We start from the raw sequence: 14,542 nt of genomic DNA, 5'->3' as shown, positions 1-14,542 counted from the left end.
AGAACGAAGCCTGAGCCACACCTGCTCCTTGTCGAGTTCGAGGGCGCCCCGCAGGGGCGGGGCGGCGATGCTAGCCCCGGCCCGGCCTCGATCTCTCGTGTCGATCAATCGAGAAGATCGATGTCACGCCCCGCGCACGGCCTCTTCCCACGAGGTGATCGCTCGCAGGTGGCGCATGAACGCCGTCGCCGCCACGGAGCTGCCGTCGCCGAGCACGATCGCCGAGACGTCGCGTGCGACCGGCTCGCCCTGCAGCGGCACGAGCGCGAGATCGCCGCGCAGCCTCGGCACCGCCAGCTGCGGGATCAGCGCGATCCCCAGCTCGGCGGCGACCCAGTCGCCGGTGACGGTGTAGTCGTCGGTGCGCCCGGCGATGCGCGGCTCGAAGCCGACGCGCTGACCGGCGCGCATCAGCAGCCGGTGGCACGGATGCTCGTCCGAGCTGGCGGTTATCCAGCCCTCGCCGGCCAGCTCGGAGATCTCGACCGCGTCGCGGTCCGCGCAGGGATGGCCGGCCGGCAGCAGCAGCACGAAGGGGTCGGAGAAGAGGCGCACGACCGACAGGCCCGGGACGGGGCGGACCCAGTACTCGGGCGTCGTGTAGACGACGGCGACGTCGAGCCGCCGCTCGCGCACGTCGTCGACGGCGGCGGACGGGATGTCGCACTGCTCCAGCGAGATGCCGACGCCGGGGTGCTCGTTGCGGAACGCGCGCAGGATCCGCGGCACGAACGTCATCCCGGCGGTGCCGAAGGTCGACATCCGCAGCATCCCCTCGCGCAGCGACGCGGAGTCCTGCACGGCGCGCTCGGCGGCGACGAGCTGGCTCAGGATCAGCTCGGCATGGTCGAGCAGGACGCGGCCGCGGTCGGTCAGCTCGACGCCGCGGCGGCTGCGCACGAAGAGGATCGTCCCGAGCTGCTCCTCGAGCGCGGCGAGGTGGTGGGAGACGGTCGACTGGCTGTGGCCGAGCACGTGCGCGGCGCCGCCGAAGGAGCCTTCGCGCGCCACCGCCTCGAAGACGCGCAGGTGGTTGCTGCTGATCATGGGAGGAGCGTGCCGCGGTCGGCGGGAGCGGGTGCTTGCAGCGGCGCGGCGCGGTGCTGCTGGGGAAAGATCTCCATGCGCCCGTCGGCTTCGCGCTCGAGCGACGTGTAGAGGCGGTCCGGGTGGGTGCGGCGGTAGGTGATGCGGGCGAGCCGCCCGTCCTCCTGCCCCTCGAAGATCGCCTCGTCGGCGCGCGAGCGGACGAGCAGCCAGCGAACCGGGCGACCGACCTGGCGCGGCGCCAGGCCGTGCGGCCCGAAGGCCCGCAGCGACAGCATCACGCCGCTGGGGCTCGGCTCGATCGTGAGGAACTCGAACAGCTGCACGCCGCCCGGCCCCGACCAGCAGTACATCCCCATCATCACGTCGCGCGAGACGCGCGTCCACGTCTCCTCGATGGCGTCCTGCGAGCGGGCGCCGATCCAGCGTCCGACCATGAACGCCAACGCGTCCAGTGGCGCCTCGTCATCGTGGTTGGTCACGCCGCCAGCGTACTCGCTCGACGGATTGATGCAACGATGTTCTCGATCTAGTCGATAGAAGGGATGCAATCCATCGATTGCCAGGATTCGCGTGTCCCGCCTACACTCGCCGCTCGCCGGATGCGCTTGGGGTCGTCGTCCGGTGAGGGCCGGCCGCCCGTCAGGCCGGCGCCGAGGTGAAGGTCCAAGCGAGCGGATGAACTGATGGGAGTGGCGATGTTGCGAGAGGACGCGCGGCTTGCGCAGATGCGCAGCCAGCACAGTGAGTTGGAGAACCACCTGATCGACGAGCTGCTGGCGGCTCGCGTCGACCGCCGCGGCTTCGTGCGGCGGGCGACGGTGCTCGGGATGTCGATGCCGGCGGTCGCGGCGGTGCTCAGCGCATGCGGCAGCGACGACGGCCCGAGCGCCGGCACCGGGACCGGTGGCGGCACCGGCGCGGGCGTCAGAGGCGGCCTGCTGAGAGCCGGCGCGATCACGCCGGGTCGCGCCGTCGACCCGCTCAAGCTCGGCGACACCGGTTCGGTGACGCTGCTGTCGCAGACCGGCGAGTACCTCGCGCTCTCATACGGCGAGCCGGACCTCAAGCCCGTGCTCGCCGAGAGCTGGGAGCCGAACGCCGACTCCAGCGTGTGGACGTTCAAGATCCGCCAGGGCGTCAGATTCAACGACGGCCGGCCGATGACGACCAGAGACGTGGCGGCGACGTTCAACCGCCTCGCCGACCCGAGAAACGGCACCAACGCGCTCGAGGTCTTCGACGGGATCCTCTCCCCGGGCGGCACCAGAGCGGTCGACGCGACGACGGTCGTCTTCGAGCTCGACCAGGCCAACGGCTCGTGGCCGTGGCTGGTCTCCTCCGACAACTCCAGCGCGATCATCCTGCCGGCCGACTACGACGGCGACTGGGAGAGCACGTTCATCGGCACCGGCCCGTGGAGAAAGGAGTCGTACACCCCCAAGGTGCGGGCGTCGTTCGTGCGCAACGACGACTACTGGGGAGAGCCTGCGCTGGCGGACCGCCTGGAATACACGCTGTTCGAGGACGAGGTCGCGATGGTGCTCGCGCTGCAGGCGGGCAACGTCGACCTGATCGGCAGCTTCAGCGTCGGCGCCGGTCAGTCGCTGCTGAGAAGAGACGGGCGCTTCACGGTCAACGCGATCAAGTCGGCCGCCCACTCGAACTGGACGCTGCGGACCGACAGACCGCCGCTCGACGATCCGCGCGTGCGGCGCGCGCTGGCGCTCTCGCTCAACCGCGACGAGCTGGTCAGAGAGCTGCTGAAGGGCTACGCGGACCTCGGCAACGACAGCCCCTTCGCGCCGGTCTTCCCGATGACGAACACCGACGTCCCGCAGCGTGCGCAGGACATCGAGCAGGCGAAGGCGCTGCTGTCGCAGGCCGGGCTGACCGACGGGTTCGACCTCGAGGTGACGGTCTGGAACGTCGGCGTCAACGCCGCCTACGCCCAGTTGGCGCAGAACTCCGCCAGAGACGCCGGCATCCGCCTGAGACTGACGATGCAGGACACCGCCACGTTCCTCGGCACCGGCGAGTTCGGCAGCTCCCCCCAGCTGGACGTGATGTCCGGCATCGGCGACTGGGGCAGCCGCGGCGTCCCCAACGCGTACCTGACCGCGCAGCTGTCGCCGGGCGGAGTGCGCAACGCGGCGCACTGGAGAAGCGCCGACTACGCGCGGCTGCTGAGAACGTACATGGGCGAGTCCGACCTGCAGGCGCAGCGTCGCACGGCCGGCCAGATCCAGGAGCTGCTGCTCGAGCAGACGCCGGTGATCTACGCCTTCTTCCCCAACTACCTGACCGCCACCACCGCCAGCGTGCAGGGCGTCGTGCCGACCGCGATGGGCCACATGCTGCTCGCGCAGGCATCGAGAGCCTGACGCGCTGAGCCTCTGCTCGCAGGGCACCATCCGACGATGACGCGATTCCTGATCCGCCGCGCCGGCCTCGGCCTGATCACGCTCTGGCTGTTGAGCGTGGGCGTGTTCCTCGGTGCGCAGGTGCTGCCGGGCAATCCGGCGCGGGCGATCCTCGGCCAGGACGCGGCGCCGGCCGCGGTGGCGCAGCTCAACAGCCAGCTCGGCTACGACCGGCCGCTGCTGGAGCGCTACTTCGACTGGCTCGGCGGCGTCCTGACCGGCGACTTCGGCACCTCGTACCTCTATCAGTCCTCCGCCGGCGATCTGATCGCCACCGCGCTCGGCAACTCGCTCAAGCTCGGTCTCTTCGCGGTCGTGCTGATCGTGCCGCTGTCGCTGGCGGGCGGCGTCTTCGCGGCGCTGCACCGCGGCAGATTCGCCGACAAGGCGATCACGTTCGGCGGGATGGTCGTCTCCGTGCTGCCGGAGTTCGTCACCGGCATCGTCCTGCTGCTGGTGCTCGGCATCTGGTGGCCGGTGCTGCCGATCACCGCGACCGCGCCGGCCGGCGCCGGACCGCTGGAGGAGCTGAAGTACCTCGTGCTGCCGGCGCTGGCGCTGATGGCGGGGCTGTTCGGCTACATCGCGCGCGTCGCCCGCGCCGGGACGATCGAGGTGCTCGACGCCGACTCGACGCGCACGGCGACCGTCAAGGGGCTGCCGCGGCGCCAGGTGATCCGGCGTCACGTGCTGCGTAACGCGCTGCTGCCGAGCATCACGGTCACCGCGACGCAGATCGGCTACATGGTCGGCGGGCTGGTCGTGATCGAGCGGCTGTTCAACTACCAGGGCCTCGGGCTGCTGATCTTCAACGCGGCGCAGCGCAAGGACTTCCCGCTGCTGCAGGGCGCGGTGCTGATCGTCGGTGCGCTGTACATCGTGCTGACGCTGCTGGCCGACGTCGTGCAGGCGGTCGTCAACCCGCGTGTGCGCGCACAGGTGACGGGCCGATGACCGCGACCTCCACGCCCTTGGCGGCGCCGTCCGCGCGCCGCGCCCGCCGCGTCGCGACGGTCCGGGCGCTGCTGCGCCGCCCGAGCTTCCTGATCGGCGCCGGGATCCTGCTTTTCTGGGTCCTCTGCGCCCTCTTCGGGCAGGCGCTCGTGCCCGACGACCCGTACGCGACCAACCCGGCCGACTCGCTGGCGGCGCCGTCCGCGGCGCACTGGTTCGGGACCGACGCGCTCGGGCGCGACGTCTTCTCGCGCGTGATCGTCGGGGCGCGCGCGATCCTCACGATCTCGCTGCTGGCGGCCGGCCTGGCGACGCTGCTGGGCACGACGATAGGGCTCGTGATGGGCTACGTCGGCGGGCTCGTCGACGACGCGCTCTCACGCCTGGCCGAAGCGGTGATGGCGCTCCCGAGCGTGATCCTCGCGCTGCTGGCGCTGACCGCGCTCGGCCCGTCGAACCTGACGCTCGTGGTCGTCGTCGGCTTCGCCTACAGCTGGGTGATCGCCCGCACCGTGCGGGCGGCCGTGCTGACCGAGCGCGAGGGCGAGTACGTCGCCGCCGCGCGCGTGCGCGGCGAGCGGGCGCCCTACATCATGTTCGGCGAGATCCTGCCGAACGTCGTGCCGATCGTGATCGTCGAGTTCACGGTGCGCGTCGGCATGGCGGTCTTCAGCGTCGCGAGCCTCTCGTTCCTCGGCTTCGGCGTCCAGCCGCCCTCGCCCGACTGGGGGCTGCAGATCGCCGACTCCTACGGCGTGCTCGCCGCGGGCGCGTGGTGGACGGCGCTGTTCCCGGCGCTGGCGATCGCGTCGCTGGTCGTCTCCGTCTTCCTCGTCGCAGACAACGTCCAAGGAGCGCTGAGCGAGTGACCGCATCGATCGCCCCGGCCGCCGCCGCGGTCCGTGCCGAGCAGCTCGACGTCGTCTACCGCGTCCGCGGCCGCGACCGCCGCGTGATCCGCGGGCTCGACCTCGCGATCGCCCCCGGCGAGTCGTACGGCCTCGTCGGCGAGTCCGGCTGCGGCAAGTCGACGATGGCGCTCGCGCTCGTCGGCGCGCTGCCCGCGAACGGCCGCGTCAGCGGCGGCGCCCTCACGGTCGCCGGCCGTGACGTCGGCGCCGCGCGCGGCGAGGAGCTGCGGAGGCTGCGCACCGACGTCGTGGCGATGGTCTACCAGTCGCCCGGCCGCGCGCTGAACCCGACGATGCGCGTCGGCGACCAGATCGCGGAGGCGTTCGTCGTGCGCGGGTCGCGCTGGGAGGAGGGGCGCGAGGGCGCGCACGAGATGCTGCGCAAGGTCAAGATCGCCGACCCGGACCTGGTGATGCGCCGCTACCCGCACGAGCTGTCGGGCGGGATGCAGCAGCGCGTCGTGATCGCGATGGCGCTCGCCAAGCGGCCGGAGCTGCTGATCCTCGACGAGCCGACCACGGGCCTGGACGCGACCGTGGAGGCCGAGGTGCTCGACCTGATCGCCGAGCTGCGCGCGGAGCTGCGCACCAGCGTGCTCTTCATCTCGCACAACCTCAACGTGATCGCGCGGATGTGCGACCGCGTCGGCGTGCTCTACGCCGGCCGGCTGGCCGAGGAGGGGCCGGTCGGCGACGTCTTCCGCGAGCCGCGGCACCCGTACACGGCCAGCCTCGTCGGCTGCATCCCGAGAGCGGGCATGCGCAAGGACGACGGTCGGCTCGTCGCGATCCCCGGCGCGCTGCCGACGCTCGGATCGGTCGAGCGCGGCTGCGTCTTCGCCGCACGCTGCCCCGTCTCGGAGGAGCGCTGCGCGACCGACGAGCCCGCCCTCGCACCCGCGGGCGGCCGCGCCTACCGCTGCCACTATCCCGAGCGCGCCGGCGCGCTCGCGCGCCCGGCGGCGGCGGTCGCCGTCGCGCCGGCCGACCGCATCGCCGCGGCCGCGCCGTTGCTCGAGGTCGAGCAGGTCGCCAAGACCTTCGGCCACGGCGGGCGCGCCGTGAGAGTGCTCCAGGACGTCTCCTTCGCGCTCGCCGCGGGCGAGACGCTCGGCGTCGTCGGCGAGTCCGGCAGCGGCAAGTCGACGCTGGCGCGCGTGCTGCTCGGGCTCGAGGAGCCCGACGACGGCGCGCGTCTGCGGCTCGACGGCAGACCGCTGCGCGCCGCGGTCGCCGCGCGCGAGGACGACCAGGTGCGGACGCTGCAGATCGTCTTCCAGAACCCTGACTCGGCGCTCAACCAGCGCCACACGATCCGCCGCATCCTGCGCCGCGCGCTGCGCAGACTCAGCACGTTGCCGGCGCGTCGGCGCGAGGAGCGGATCGGCGAGCTGGCCGAAGAGGTGCGGCTGCCGGTCGCACAGCTCGACGCACGTCCCGCGGGCCTGTCCGGCGGCATGAAGCAGCGTGTCGCGATCGCGCGCGCCTTCGCCGGCGCGCCGCGCGTCGTCGTCTGCGACGAGCCGACCTCGGCGCTCGACGTCTCCGTGCAGGCCGCGATCGTCAACCTGATGGTCGCGCTGCAACGCGAGCACGGGACGGCGTTCGTCTTCATCTCGCACGACCTCGCGATCGTCCAGTACATCGCCGACCGGATCATGGTGATGTACCTCGGCCGGGTGATGGAGATCGGCGCCGCCGCCGACGTCTTCGTGCCTCCCCATCACCCCTACACGGAGGCGCTGCTGTCGGCGCCGCGCGACGCCTTCGGCGAGCAGGCGCCGACGCGTGTCCGGCTCCAGGGCGATCCGCCCAGCGTCGCGGACCCGCCGAGCGGCTGCGTCTTCCAGACCCGCTGTCCGCGCAAGCTCGGAGCGATCTGCGAGACCGAGGCGCCGCCGTGCCAGCAGCTGCCGGGCGGCCGTCAGATCAGTTGCCACATTCCCGCCGCCGAGCTCGAGCGGCTCCAGCGTGCGGCGCCGTCGGCGCCGGCGCACCGATCGAAGGAGACCTGAATGGCCCGTGCCCATGTCGAAGACCTGCACTACCGCGACGTCCCGCTCGCGGAGGCGGCCGACGGCCCGTTCGCCGGCGCGCCGTGGCGTGTCCTCTCGCGCGACGAGGAGACGGGAGCGTTGACGGCCCTGGCGGAGCTGCCGGCCGGCTACGCGGTCGACCAGCGGCTCGACCGCGGCTACGAGCTGCTGGTCCTGGACGGCGGCCTGACGCTCGACGGCGAGGCGGTCGGCGCCGGGCGCTACGCGTACGTGCCGACGGGCGAGAGCGCTCGCGTGGAGGCCGCCGGGCCGACGCGCGCGCTGATCGTGATCGGCGCGCCGGGTGCGGGCGGGGGCGAGCGGATCGTCGTCGATCCGGAGTCGATGCAGTGGATGGTGCGCGTCACCGAGGCGAGAACCGACACCGGCTTCACCGAGCCGATCCTGCACGTCGTCAAGATCCTCCGCCGCGACCCGGTCAGCGGTGACGTCAGCGGCTTCTCGGCGCTGCCGGCGGGGATGGGCCAGGTCACGGCCGAGTGGCACGACCCCGCCGACGAGGGCTTCATGCTGCGCGGCGACATGATCGTGCTCGGGCCCGACGGCGAGCCGGCCGAGATGGTCGTCGGGACCTACAACTGGCGTCCGGAGAACGCGCGCCATCTGCCGAAGTACACGCACACCGGCAACCTCCGCTTCTTCCGCGCGACCGGCGGCGGCTTCGACGGGACGGTCACCGTCACCTACGTCGACGAGCCGCGCTGGCCGCAGCTGCTCGCCGCCTACCAGGCGAGATTCCCCTTCTTCGGCGAGCAGGCGTCGTGACGACCACCGATCAGGCGCCGGCGGCGCGGGAGCTGCCGCAGCTGCTCAGCGGCGTCGTGGCGGTCCTGCCGACGCCGTTCGAGCGCACCGGCGGCGAGGTCGACCTCGAGGCGCTGGAGCGGCTCACGGCCGTCCTCGACAGTGCCGGCGTGCACACGCTGACCGCGCTCGGCAACACCGGTGAGGTGTTCCAGCTGAACGCCGAGGAGCGGCGCGCGGTGCTCGCCGCGACGGCGCGCGGGCGCACGCGCGCCGGCCTGATCGCGGGCGTCACGGGGGCGCTCTCGGAGGCGCTCGAGTCGGCCTCCGAGGCCGAGCGACTCGGCTACGACGCGGTGATGCTGCACGACCCGCCCGATCCGCTCGCGGGCGAGCGCGGCATCGTCGGGCTGATCACCGAGTTCGCGGATCGCTCGCCGCTGCCGGTCGTGCTGTACGTACGCACCCCCCGGCTCGGCGCCGACGCGCTCGCCGAGCTGGCGCTGCATCCGCAGATCGTCGGCGTCAAGTACGCGCGGCACGACCTGCACGTGCTCGGCACGCTGCTGGAGCGTCCGGGCGTGCGCGACGCCTGCACGTGGACATGCGGGCTGGCGGAGTCGATGGTCGCGCCCATGCGGGCGCTGGGTCTGGTCGGCTTCACCTCGGGCATCGCCAACGTCCGGCCCGACCTGTCGCTGGCCGTCTGGCGCGCGAGCCGTGCCGGGGATTTCGATGCGCTGGCCGCGGCGCTGCGGCCGCTGCTGCCGTTCGAGCTGCTGCGGACACGCGCGGGCGGACGTCACAACGTCGCCGTCGTCAAGGCGGCGCTCGCGCTGACGGGTGCCGACGCCGGCGAGGTGCGCGCACCGTGCGAGCCGCTCGACGCGCGCGCCGCGGAGGCGCTGGCGGGGATCGTGCGGGCATGGCCGGCGAGCGTCTGAACGCTGCCGAGGCGGCCTGCGAGCTGCTCGCCGCGGCCGGTGTGCGGCGTTGCTACACGGTGCCCGGCGAGTCGTTCCTCGGTCTCCTGCTCGCGCTCGCCGACGATCCGCGGATCGAGGTCGTCTCGACGCGCCACGAGAGCGGCGCCGCCTTCATGGCCGACGCCGAGGCGCGCTTGACGGGCGGGATCGCGGTCGCGCTCGCCAGCCGCGCGCCCGGCTCCTCGAACCTCGCGATCGGCGTGCAGACGGCCCACGAGGACGGGACCCCGCTGCTGGCGATCCTCGGGCAGGTGCCGGTCGGCCGGATCGGCAGCGGCGCGCTGCAGGAGATCGACCTCGCCGCCTTCTACGCGCCGATCACGAAATGGGCCGTCACCGCGCGCACGAGCGCGGAGCTGCCCGCACTGCTGGCGAGAGCGCTCCGGGTGGCGCGTGAAGGACGGCCCGGCCCGGTCGCGGTCGCGGTTCCGGAGGATCTCTGGCAGGGCGTGGCAGGACCGCTGGACGCGCGCGGCGTGCAGCCGCGGCAGGCGTCGGCGGCCGACCCGTCCGCACTCGACGCAGCCGCCGCGGCGCTCGCGGCGGCGCGCCAGCCGGTGATGATCGCCGGAGGCGGCGCGGCGCACGCGCGCGAGCAGCTCGTGGCGCTGGCGGAGCGCGCCGGGCTCGGCGTGCTGACCGCCTTCCGGCGCCAGAACGTCTTCCCCGACGCGCATCCCAACTGCATCGGGCAGCTCGTGATCGCGACGCCGCCGCAGCTGCTGGCGCCGGCGCTGGAGGCCGATCTGCTGCTGCTGGCCGGGACGCGCCTGGACGACCTGACCGGGCAGCAGGGGCGTCTGCCTCAAACGGGTCAGCGGGTCCTCTCGATCGGTCCGGACAGTGCCCTCCCGCCCGACGCCGAGGGTCTCGGCGAGGACGTCGCCGAGACCCTGCAGGCGCTGCTCGACCGCCTTCCCGACCGTACGAGCGGACGCGATTGGTCAGATGCGCACGGCGCGTACCACGCCGCCGCTCAACCGCCGCCGTCCGCGGGCGACGGCGCCGGCGTCGACCCCGCGCGCGCGGTCGCGGCGCTGCATCGCGCGATCGGCGGTGCGGCGATCGTCACCAACGACGCGGGCAACTTCTCCGCCTTCCTGCACCGCCACTGGCGCTTCGAGCCGGGTGGCGCGCTGCTGGCGCCGGCCAACGGCGCGATGGGCTACGCGGTGCCGGCCGCCGTGGCAGCGAAGCTCGCCGACCCCGCCGCACGCGTCGTCGCCGTGGTCGGCGACGGCGGCGCGCTGATGACCGGCCAGGAGCTGGAGACGGCCGTGCGCTGCGGCGCGGACATCCTCGTCGTCGTCTTCCAGAACGGCCTCTACGGGACGATCGCGATGCACGAGGCGCGCGCCGCCGGGCGCGTCGAGCCGGCGACCGAGATCGGCCTGCCCGACTTCGGTCGCTGGGCGACCGCGCTCGGTGCGCACGGCTGGACGGTCCGGACGGAGTCGCAGCTCGAGGCTGCGCTGCAGGCCGCGCAGGCGATGCCCGGGCCCGCGCTCGTGGCGGTGCGCACCGACCCCGACCTGATCGCGCCCGGCGTGCGCCTGGCCGAGCTGCTCGCGTCCCCACCTTCCAGAGGAGAACGATGACTTCCACACCGCAGGTCGCCGAGCCGCTCGGCGCAGAGGTGATCGCCGCGCTGCGGCAGACGAGCACCGCCACGATCACGACGCAGCTGTTCGCGCGCGGGTTGCGCAACACCTACCTGGCAGGCGTTGCGCCGCTGAACCCGGCCAACGCGAACATGGTCGGCGAGGCGTTCACGCTGCGCTACGTGCCGGCGCGCGAGGACGTCGACGTGCTGGCCGTCTTCAAGGACTACGACCATCCGCAACGGCGCGCGGTCGAGTCGGTCGGACCGGGGCAGGTGCTCGTGATGGACTGCCGTGGGCAGGGTCGCGCGGCCTCCGCCGGCAACATCCTCGCCACGCGCCTGATGCGCCGCGGCGCCGCCGGGCTGGTGACCGACGGCGCCCTGCGCGACACGCCGGAGATCCGCGAGCTGGCGATGCCGGCGTTCGCCGCCGGCGCCTCGGCGATGACGAACCTCGCCCAGCATCACGCGGTCGACATGCAGGTGCCGATCGGCTGCGCGGAGGTCGCGGTCTATCCCGGGGACGTGATCGTCGGCGACGGCGAGGGCGTCGTCTGCATCCCGCGCGAGCTGGCGGCCGAGGTCGCCCATGCCGCCGCCGAGCAGGAGCGCCTGGAGGAGTTCGTGCTCGCCCAGGTCGACGGCGGCGCGCCGCTGCGCGGCACCTATCCGCCCGGCGAGGAACTGCTGCAGCGCTACCGCGACGGCAGCCGATGACCCCCGAGACGACGATCTCCGCCACCGATCCGCGTTCCGGCGAGCGCCTCGACGCCCACCCCGCAACGCCGCCGTCGGCGATTCCCGAGCTGACCGCCGCGGCCGCCGCCGCGTGCTCCGACGCACGGCTCCACGACACCGATCGCCGCGCCGCTGCGCTGCGCGGCGCCGCCGCGCGCCTGCGCGCGGACGGCGAGCGGCTGCGAGATCGCTTCCAGCGGGAGTCCGGCTTGCCCGCCGCGCGCGCCGCGGGAGAGCTGGAGCGCACCTGCGTTCAGCTGGAGGCGCTCGCGGACGTCGTCGCCGACGGCGCGCATCTCGAACCGATCATCGACCGCGCCGATCCCGACGCCGCGCCGGCACCCCGCCCAGACCTGCGGCGCATGCTCGTCCCGGTCGGGCCGGTCGCGGTCTTCGGCGCCAGCAACTTCCCGTTCGCCTTCGGTGTCGCCGGCGGCGACACCGCGGCCGCGCTCGCCGTCGGCTGCCCGGTCGTCGCGAAGGGGCATCCCGCTCAGCCGGGCTTGAACCGCGCGGTCGCCGACCATGTCGCCGCTGCGATCGAGGAGGCGCAGCTGCCGGCGGCGGCATTTGCGCTCGTGCAGGGCGACACGCCGGAGATCGGGGCGGCGCTCGTGCGCGCGCAGGAGATCGCGGCCGTCGCCTTCACCGGCTCGACGAAGGGCGGCCGGGCGCTGTTCGACCTCGCCGCCGCACGCGAGCGGCCGATCCCCGTGTTCGCGGAGATGGGCAGCGTCAACCCGGCCGTCGTGACCGCAGGAGCCCTGCGCCGACGCGGCGCGGAGATCGCGCAGACGTTCGTCGCCTCGATCACCGGCGCGGCCGGGCAGCTCTGCACGAAGCCCGGCGTCGTGCTCGTGCCGGAGGGGGAGGAGGGCGATCGCTGGTGCGCCGACGTCGCCGAGCGACTGGCCGCGGCGCAGCCGCTGGTGATGCTGACGGCTCGCATGCGCGACGCGCTCGTCGATCAGCTCGCCGACCTCGCCGCGCGCGACGACGTGCGCCCGCTGACGCCGTCGTCGGCTCGTCAGGAGCCCGGCTTCCGCATCGACGCGGCGACCTACGAGACCAGCGCCACGGCGCTCGCGACCGCGCCCGCGTTGCGCGAGGAGTGCTTCGGGCCGTTCGCGCTGCTGGCCCGCTACGCCTCCCAGGACGAGCTGCTGACGGCGGTGCGCGCGTTCGACGGTCAGCTCGCGACCGCGCTGCACGCCGACGTCGCCGCCGAGCCCGAACTCGCACAGCAGCTGTCCGCCGCGTTGGAGCGCCGCTGCGGCCGCGTCGTCTTCGACGGCTGGCCGACCGGTGTCGCCGTCACGTGGGCGATGCAGCACGGAGGCCCCTATCCCGCGACGACCGCGCCCGGCGAGACCTCCGTCGGAATGACCGCGACCCGTCGCTTCCAGCGGCCGGTCTGCTGGCAGGACGCGCCGCAGGAGCTGCTGCCGCAAGCCCTGCGCGACGCGAACCCGCGCGGGACGTGGCGACGTGTCGACGGCCAGTTGACGAACGCGTCGATCGGAGCCTGAGCGCTACGCCGCGCGCACCCGGATCAGACGAGCGGGTCGAGGTCGAAGCCGCTCTCGCGCAGGATGCGGTCGAACGACTCGTGCGCGAGCGAGCGGATGCGATTGAGGTCCTGGCCGACGAGGCGGCCGCGCCACTTGCGCGCGTCGCCGGCGACGAAGACGGTGTCGACGTTGCTGGTGTCGGCGCCGCTGACGACGGTGCCGAGCGCGGTGTTGAGCGGCATGTTGTTGATGTCCTCGGCGCGGATCAGCACGATGTCCGCCTGCTTGCCGGGCGTCAGCGAGCCGACCTTGTCGGCGAGCCCGTTGGCGCGCGCTCCCTGCAGCGTCGCGAACTCGAGCACGTCGCGCGTCGTGATCGCGTGGAGCCCCTGCTCGCCTTCGTGACGGCGCTTGAAGACGCCCATCCGCTGCACGTTCAGGATGAAGCGCATCTGCGTGAACATGTCGCTGCTGAGCGTCGCCTCGGTGTCGACGCTGAGGCTCGGGCGGATGCCCATGTCGAGCGCCTTCTGGATCGGTGGGAGCGCATCGAGGATGCCGATCTGGGCGTCCGACGTCGGCGTCAGCGAGATCGCCGTCCGCGAGTCCGCGATCAGCTCCCACGCGCGGTCTGACATCGCGGTCATGTGGATCAGCGTGATGTCCGGGCCCAACAGGCCGGCGGTGCCGAGCGACTCGACGTTCGCCGACGCCTCCGTGCCGAGCACGCCGTCGACGCTGATGCCGATCCCGAGGTCACGCGCGAACGCGATCTTCGCCGGGTCGAGCGTCACCGACGGCAGCCCGTCGTCTCTGTCGCGCGCCGCCGCCGCATCGGAGCCGTGGCAGGCCAGACGCAGCGTGACGAGCGCGTCGTCGTCTCCGAAGTACTCCTCGCGCAAGCGCACGAGGTCCTGCGGCCACAGCTCGTCCCAGTCGCCGAACAGCGCGCCGTGCGCGCCGTAGACGCTGCGCGCGCCGGAGTCGAGGTGGCCGCGTACGGCCTCGTCGCGGTGCGCGGCCGAGCGTGAATTGTGTGAGATGTCGACGATCGAGGTGACGCCGCCGTCGAGCCCGCCGAGCGCCGCCAGCAGGTTGCCGACGTAGACGTCCTGCGGCTGGTAGGCGAACGCGAGCGTGCGGTGCGTCGCCGCGACGTAGGCGGCGAGGTCGGCGACGTCCGGGATCGCCCGGCGGAACTGCGTCTGCCAGCAGTGACGGTGGCTGTCGCACATACCCGGGATCACGACCATGCCGGCGGCGCTCACCTCGACCGCGTCGCGTGCGCGCTCGTCGTCGGCGAGCCGCGGCCCGACGGCGACGATCCGTCTGCCCTCGATCAGGACGTCGCCGGCCGCGAAGTCGCCGATCGCGGCGTCCATCGTGATGACTGCCCCGCCGCGGATCAGGACGCGGCGGTCCGCGCGGGTCTGCTCGCGGACGAGTCGCTCGCCGATCTGCTCGGCGGCGCGCGGATCTTCGTCGTAGTACGGCACGGGCTGGTGCGGTGCGTCGGTCGCCACGTTCTGTCTCCTCTCGCTCCTCGCGACGCGGGATGCCGTGCGAGG

12 protein-coding genes are annotated in these 14,542 nt (G+C 73.2%); 9 read left to right on the top strand and 3 right to left on the bottom strand.

Features of this window, described 5'->3' with window-relative positions; genetic code table 11:
• Positions 1-123: 123 nt before the first annotated feature.
• Both Q7L65_RS07510 and Q7L65_RS07505 read right to left on the bottom strand, forming a co-directional pair.
• Positions 124-1,047 carry a LysR family transcriptional regulator gene (locus Q7L65_RS07510; protein ID WP_304719967.1) on the bottom strand — a complete coding sequence of 308 codons (924 nt, stop codon included), beginning with the start codon at positions 1,045-1,047 and terminating at the stop codon, positions 124-126.
• Positions 1,044-1,529 (bottom strand): DUF6265 family protein, encoded by a 486-nt coding sequence (locus Q7L65_RS07505; protein ID WP_304719965.1) that lies wholly within the window; start codon positions 1,527-1,529, stop codon positions 1,044-1,046. Before Q7L65_RS07505 ends, Q7L65_RS07510 begins: the two co-directional genes overlap by 4 nt.
• Positions 1,530-1,745: 216 nt before the next feature.
• On the opposite strand from Q7L65_RS07505, the gene Q7L65_RS07500 reads away from it, so the two are divergent.
• The 9 genes from Q7L65_RS07500 to Q7L65_RS07460 are packed head-to-tail and all read left to right on the top strand — an operon-like array spanning position 1,746 to position 12,992.
• A complete protein-coding gene (locus Q7L65_RS07500) occupies positions 1,746-3,431 on the top strand; it encodes an ABC transporter substrate-binding protein (RefSeq protein WP_304719963.1) in 1,686 nt (561 codons plus the stop codon).
• A gap of 36 nt (positions 3,432-3,467) precedes the next feature.
• On the top strand, positions 3,468-4,424 hold the full coding sequence (locus Q7L65_RS07495; protein ID WP_304719960.1) for an ABC transporter permease: 957 nt from the start codon (positions 3,468-3,470) through the stop codon (positions 4,422-4,424).
• Positions 4,421-5,293 (top strand): ABC transporter permease, encoded by an 873-nt coding sequence (locus tag Q7L65_RS07490; RefSeq protein WP_304719958.1) that lies wholly within the window; start codon positions 4,421-4,423, stop codon positions 5,291-5,293. The genes Q7L65_RS07495 and Q7L65_RS07490 overlap by 4 nt, the downstream gene beginning before the upstream one ends.
• A complete protein-coding gene (locus Q7L65_RS07485) occupies positions 5,290-7,350 on the top strand; it encodes an ABC transporter ATP-binding protein (protein ID WP_304719957.1) in 2,061 nt (686 codons plus the stop codon). Before Q7L65_RS07490 ends, Q7L65_RS07485 begins: the two co-directional genes overlap by 4 nt.
• The gene (locus Q7L65_RS07480) at positions 7,351-8,157 is read left to right on the top strand and encodes a hypothetical protein (RefSeq protein ID WP_304719956.1); all 807 of its coding nucleotides are present in this window, start codon (positions 7,351-7,353) and stop codon (positions 8,155-8,157) included.
• Positions 8,154-9,080 carry a dihydrodipicolinate synthase family protein gene (locus tag Q7L65_RS07475; protein ID WP_304719954.1) on the top strand — a complete coding sequence of 309 codons (927 nt, stop codon included), beginning with the start codon at positions 8,154-8,156 and terminating at the stop codon, positions 9,078-9,080. Before Q7L65_RS07480 ends, Q7L65_RS07475 begins: the two co-directional genes overlap by 4 nt.
• Positions 9,062-10,720 carry a thiamine pyrophosphate-binding protein gene (locus tag Q7L65_RS07470; protein WP_304719952.1) on the top strand — a complete coding sequence of 553 codons (1,659 nt, stop codon included), beginning with the start codon at positions 9,062-9,064 and terminating at the stop codon, positions 10,718-10,720. Before Q7L65_RS07475 ends, Q7L65_RS07470 begins: the two co-directional genes overlap by 19 nt.
• Positions 10,717-11,442, top strand: coding sequence for a ribonuclease activity regulator RraA (locus tag Q7L65_RS07465; RefSeq protein ID WP_304719951.1), 726 nt, complete (start codon positions 10,717-10,719; stop codon positions 11,440-11,442). The genes Q7L65_RS07470 and Q7L65_RS07465 overlap by 4 nt, the downstream gene beginning before the upstream one ends.
• On the top strand, positions 11,439-12,992 hold the full coding sequence (locus Q7L65_RS07460) for an aldehyde dehydrogenase (NADP(+)) (protein WP_304719950.1): 1,554 nt from the start codon (positions 11,439-11,441) through the stop codon (positions 12,990-12,992). Before Q7L65_RS07465 ends, Q7L65_RS07460 begins: the two co-directional genes overlap by 4 nt.
• A gap of 23 nt (positions 12,993-13,015) precedes the next feature.
• Here Q7L65_RS07460 and Q7L65_RS07455 read toward each other — a convergent pair whose 3' ends face one another.
• Positions 13,016-14,497: an amidohydrolase family protein gene (locus Q7L65_RS07455; RefSeq protein WP_304719949.1), complete on the bottom strand. Its 1,482-nt coding sequence runs from the start codon at positions 14,495-14,497 to the stop codon at positions 13,016-13,018.
• Positions 14,498-14,542 lie beyond the last annotated feature (45 nt).

The organism is Conexibacter sp. CPCC 206217 (assembly GCF_030646165.1).
Taxonomy (GTDB): domain Bacteria; phylum Actinomycetota; class Thermoleophilia; order Solirubrobacterales; family Solirubrobacteraceae; genus Conexibacter.
This window is presented reverse-complemented; position numbering and strand designations above follow the sequence as displayed.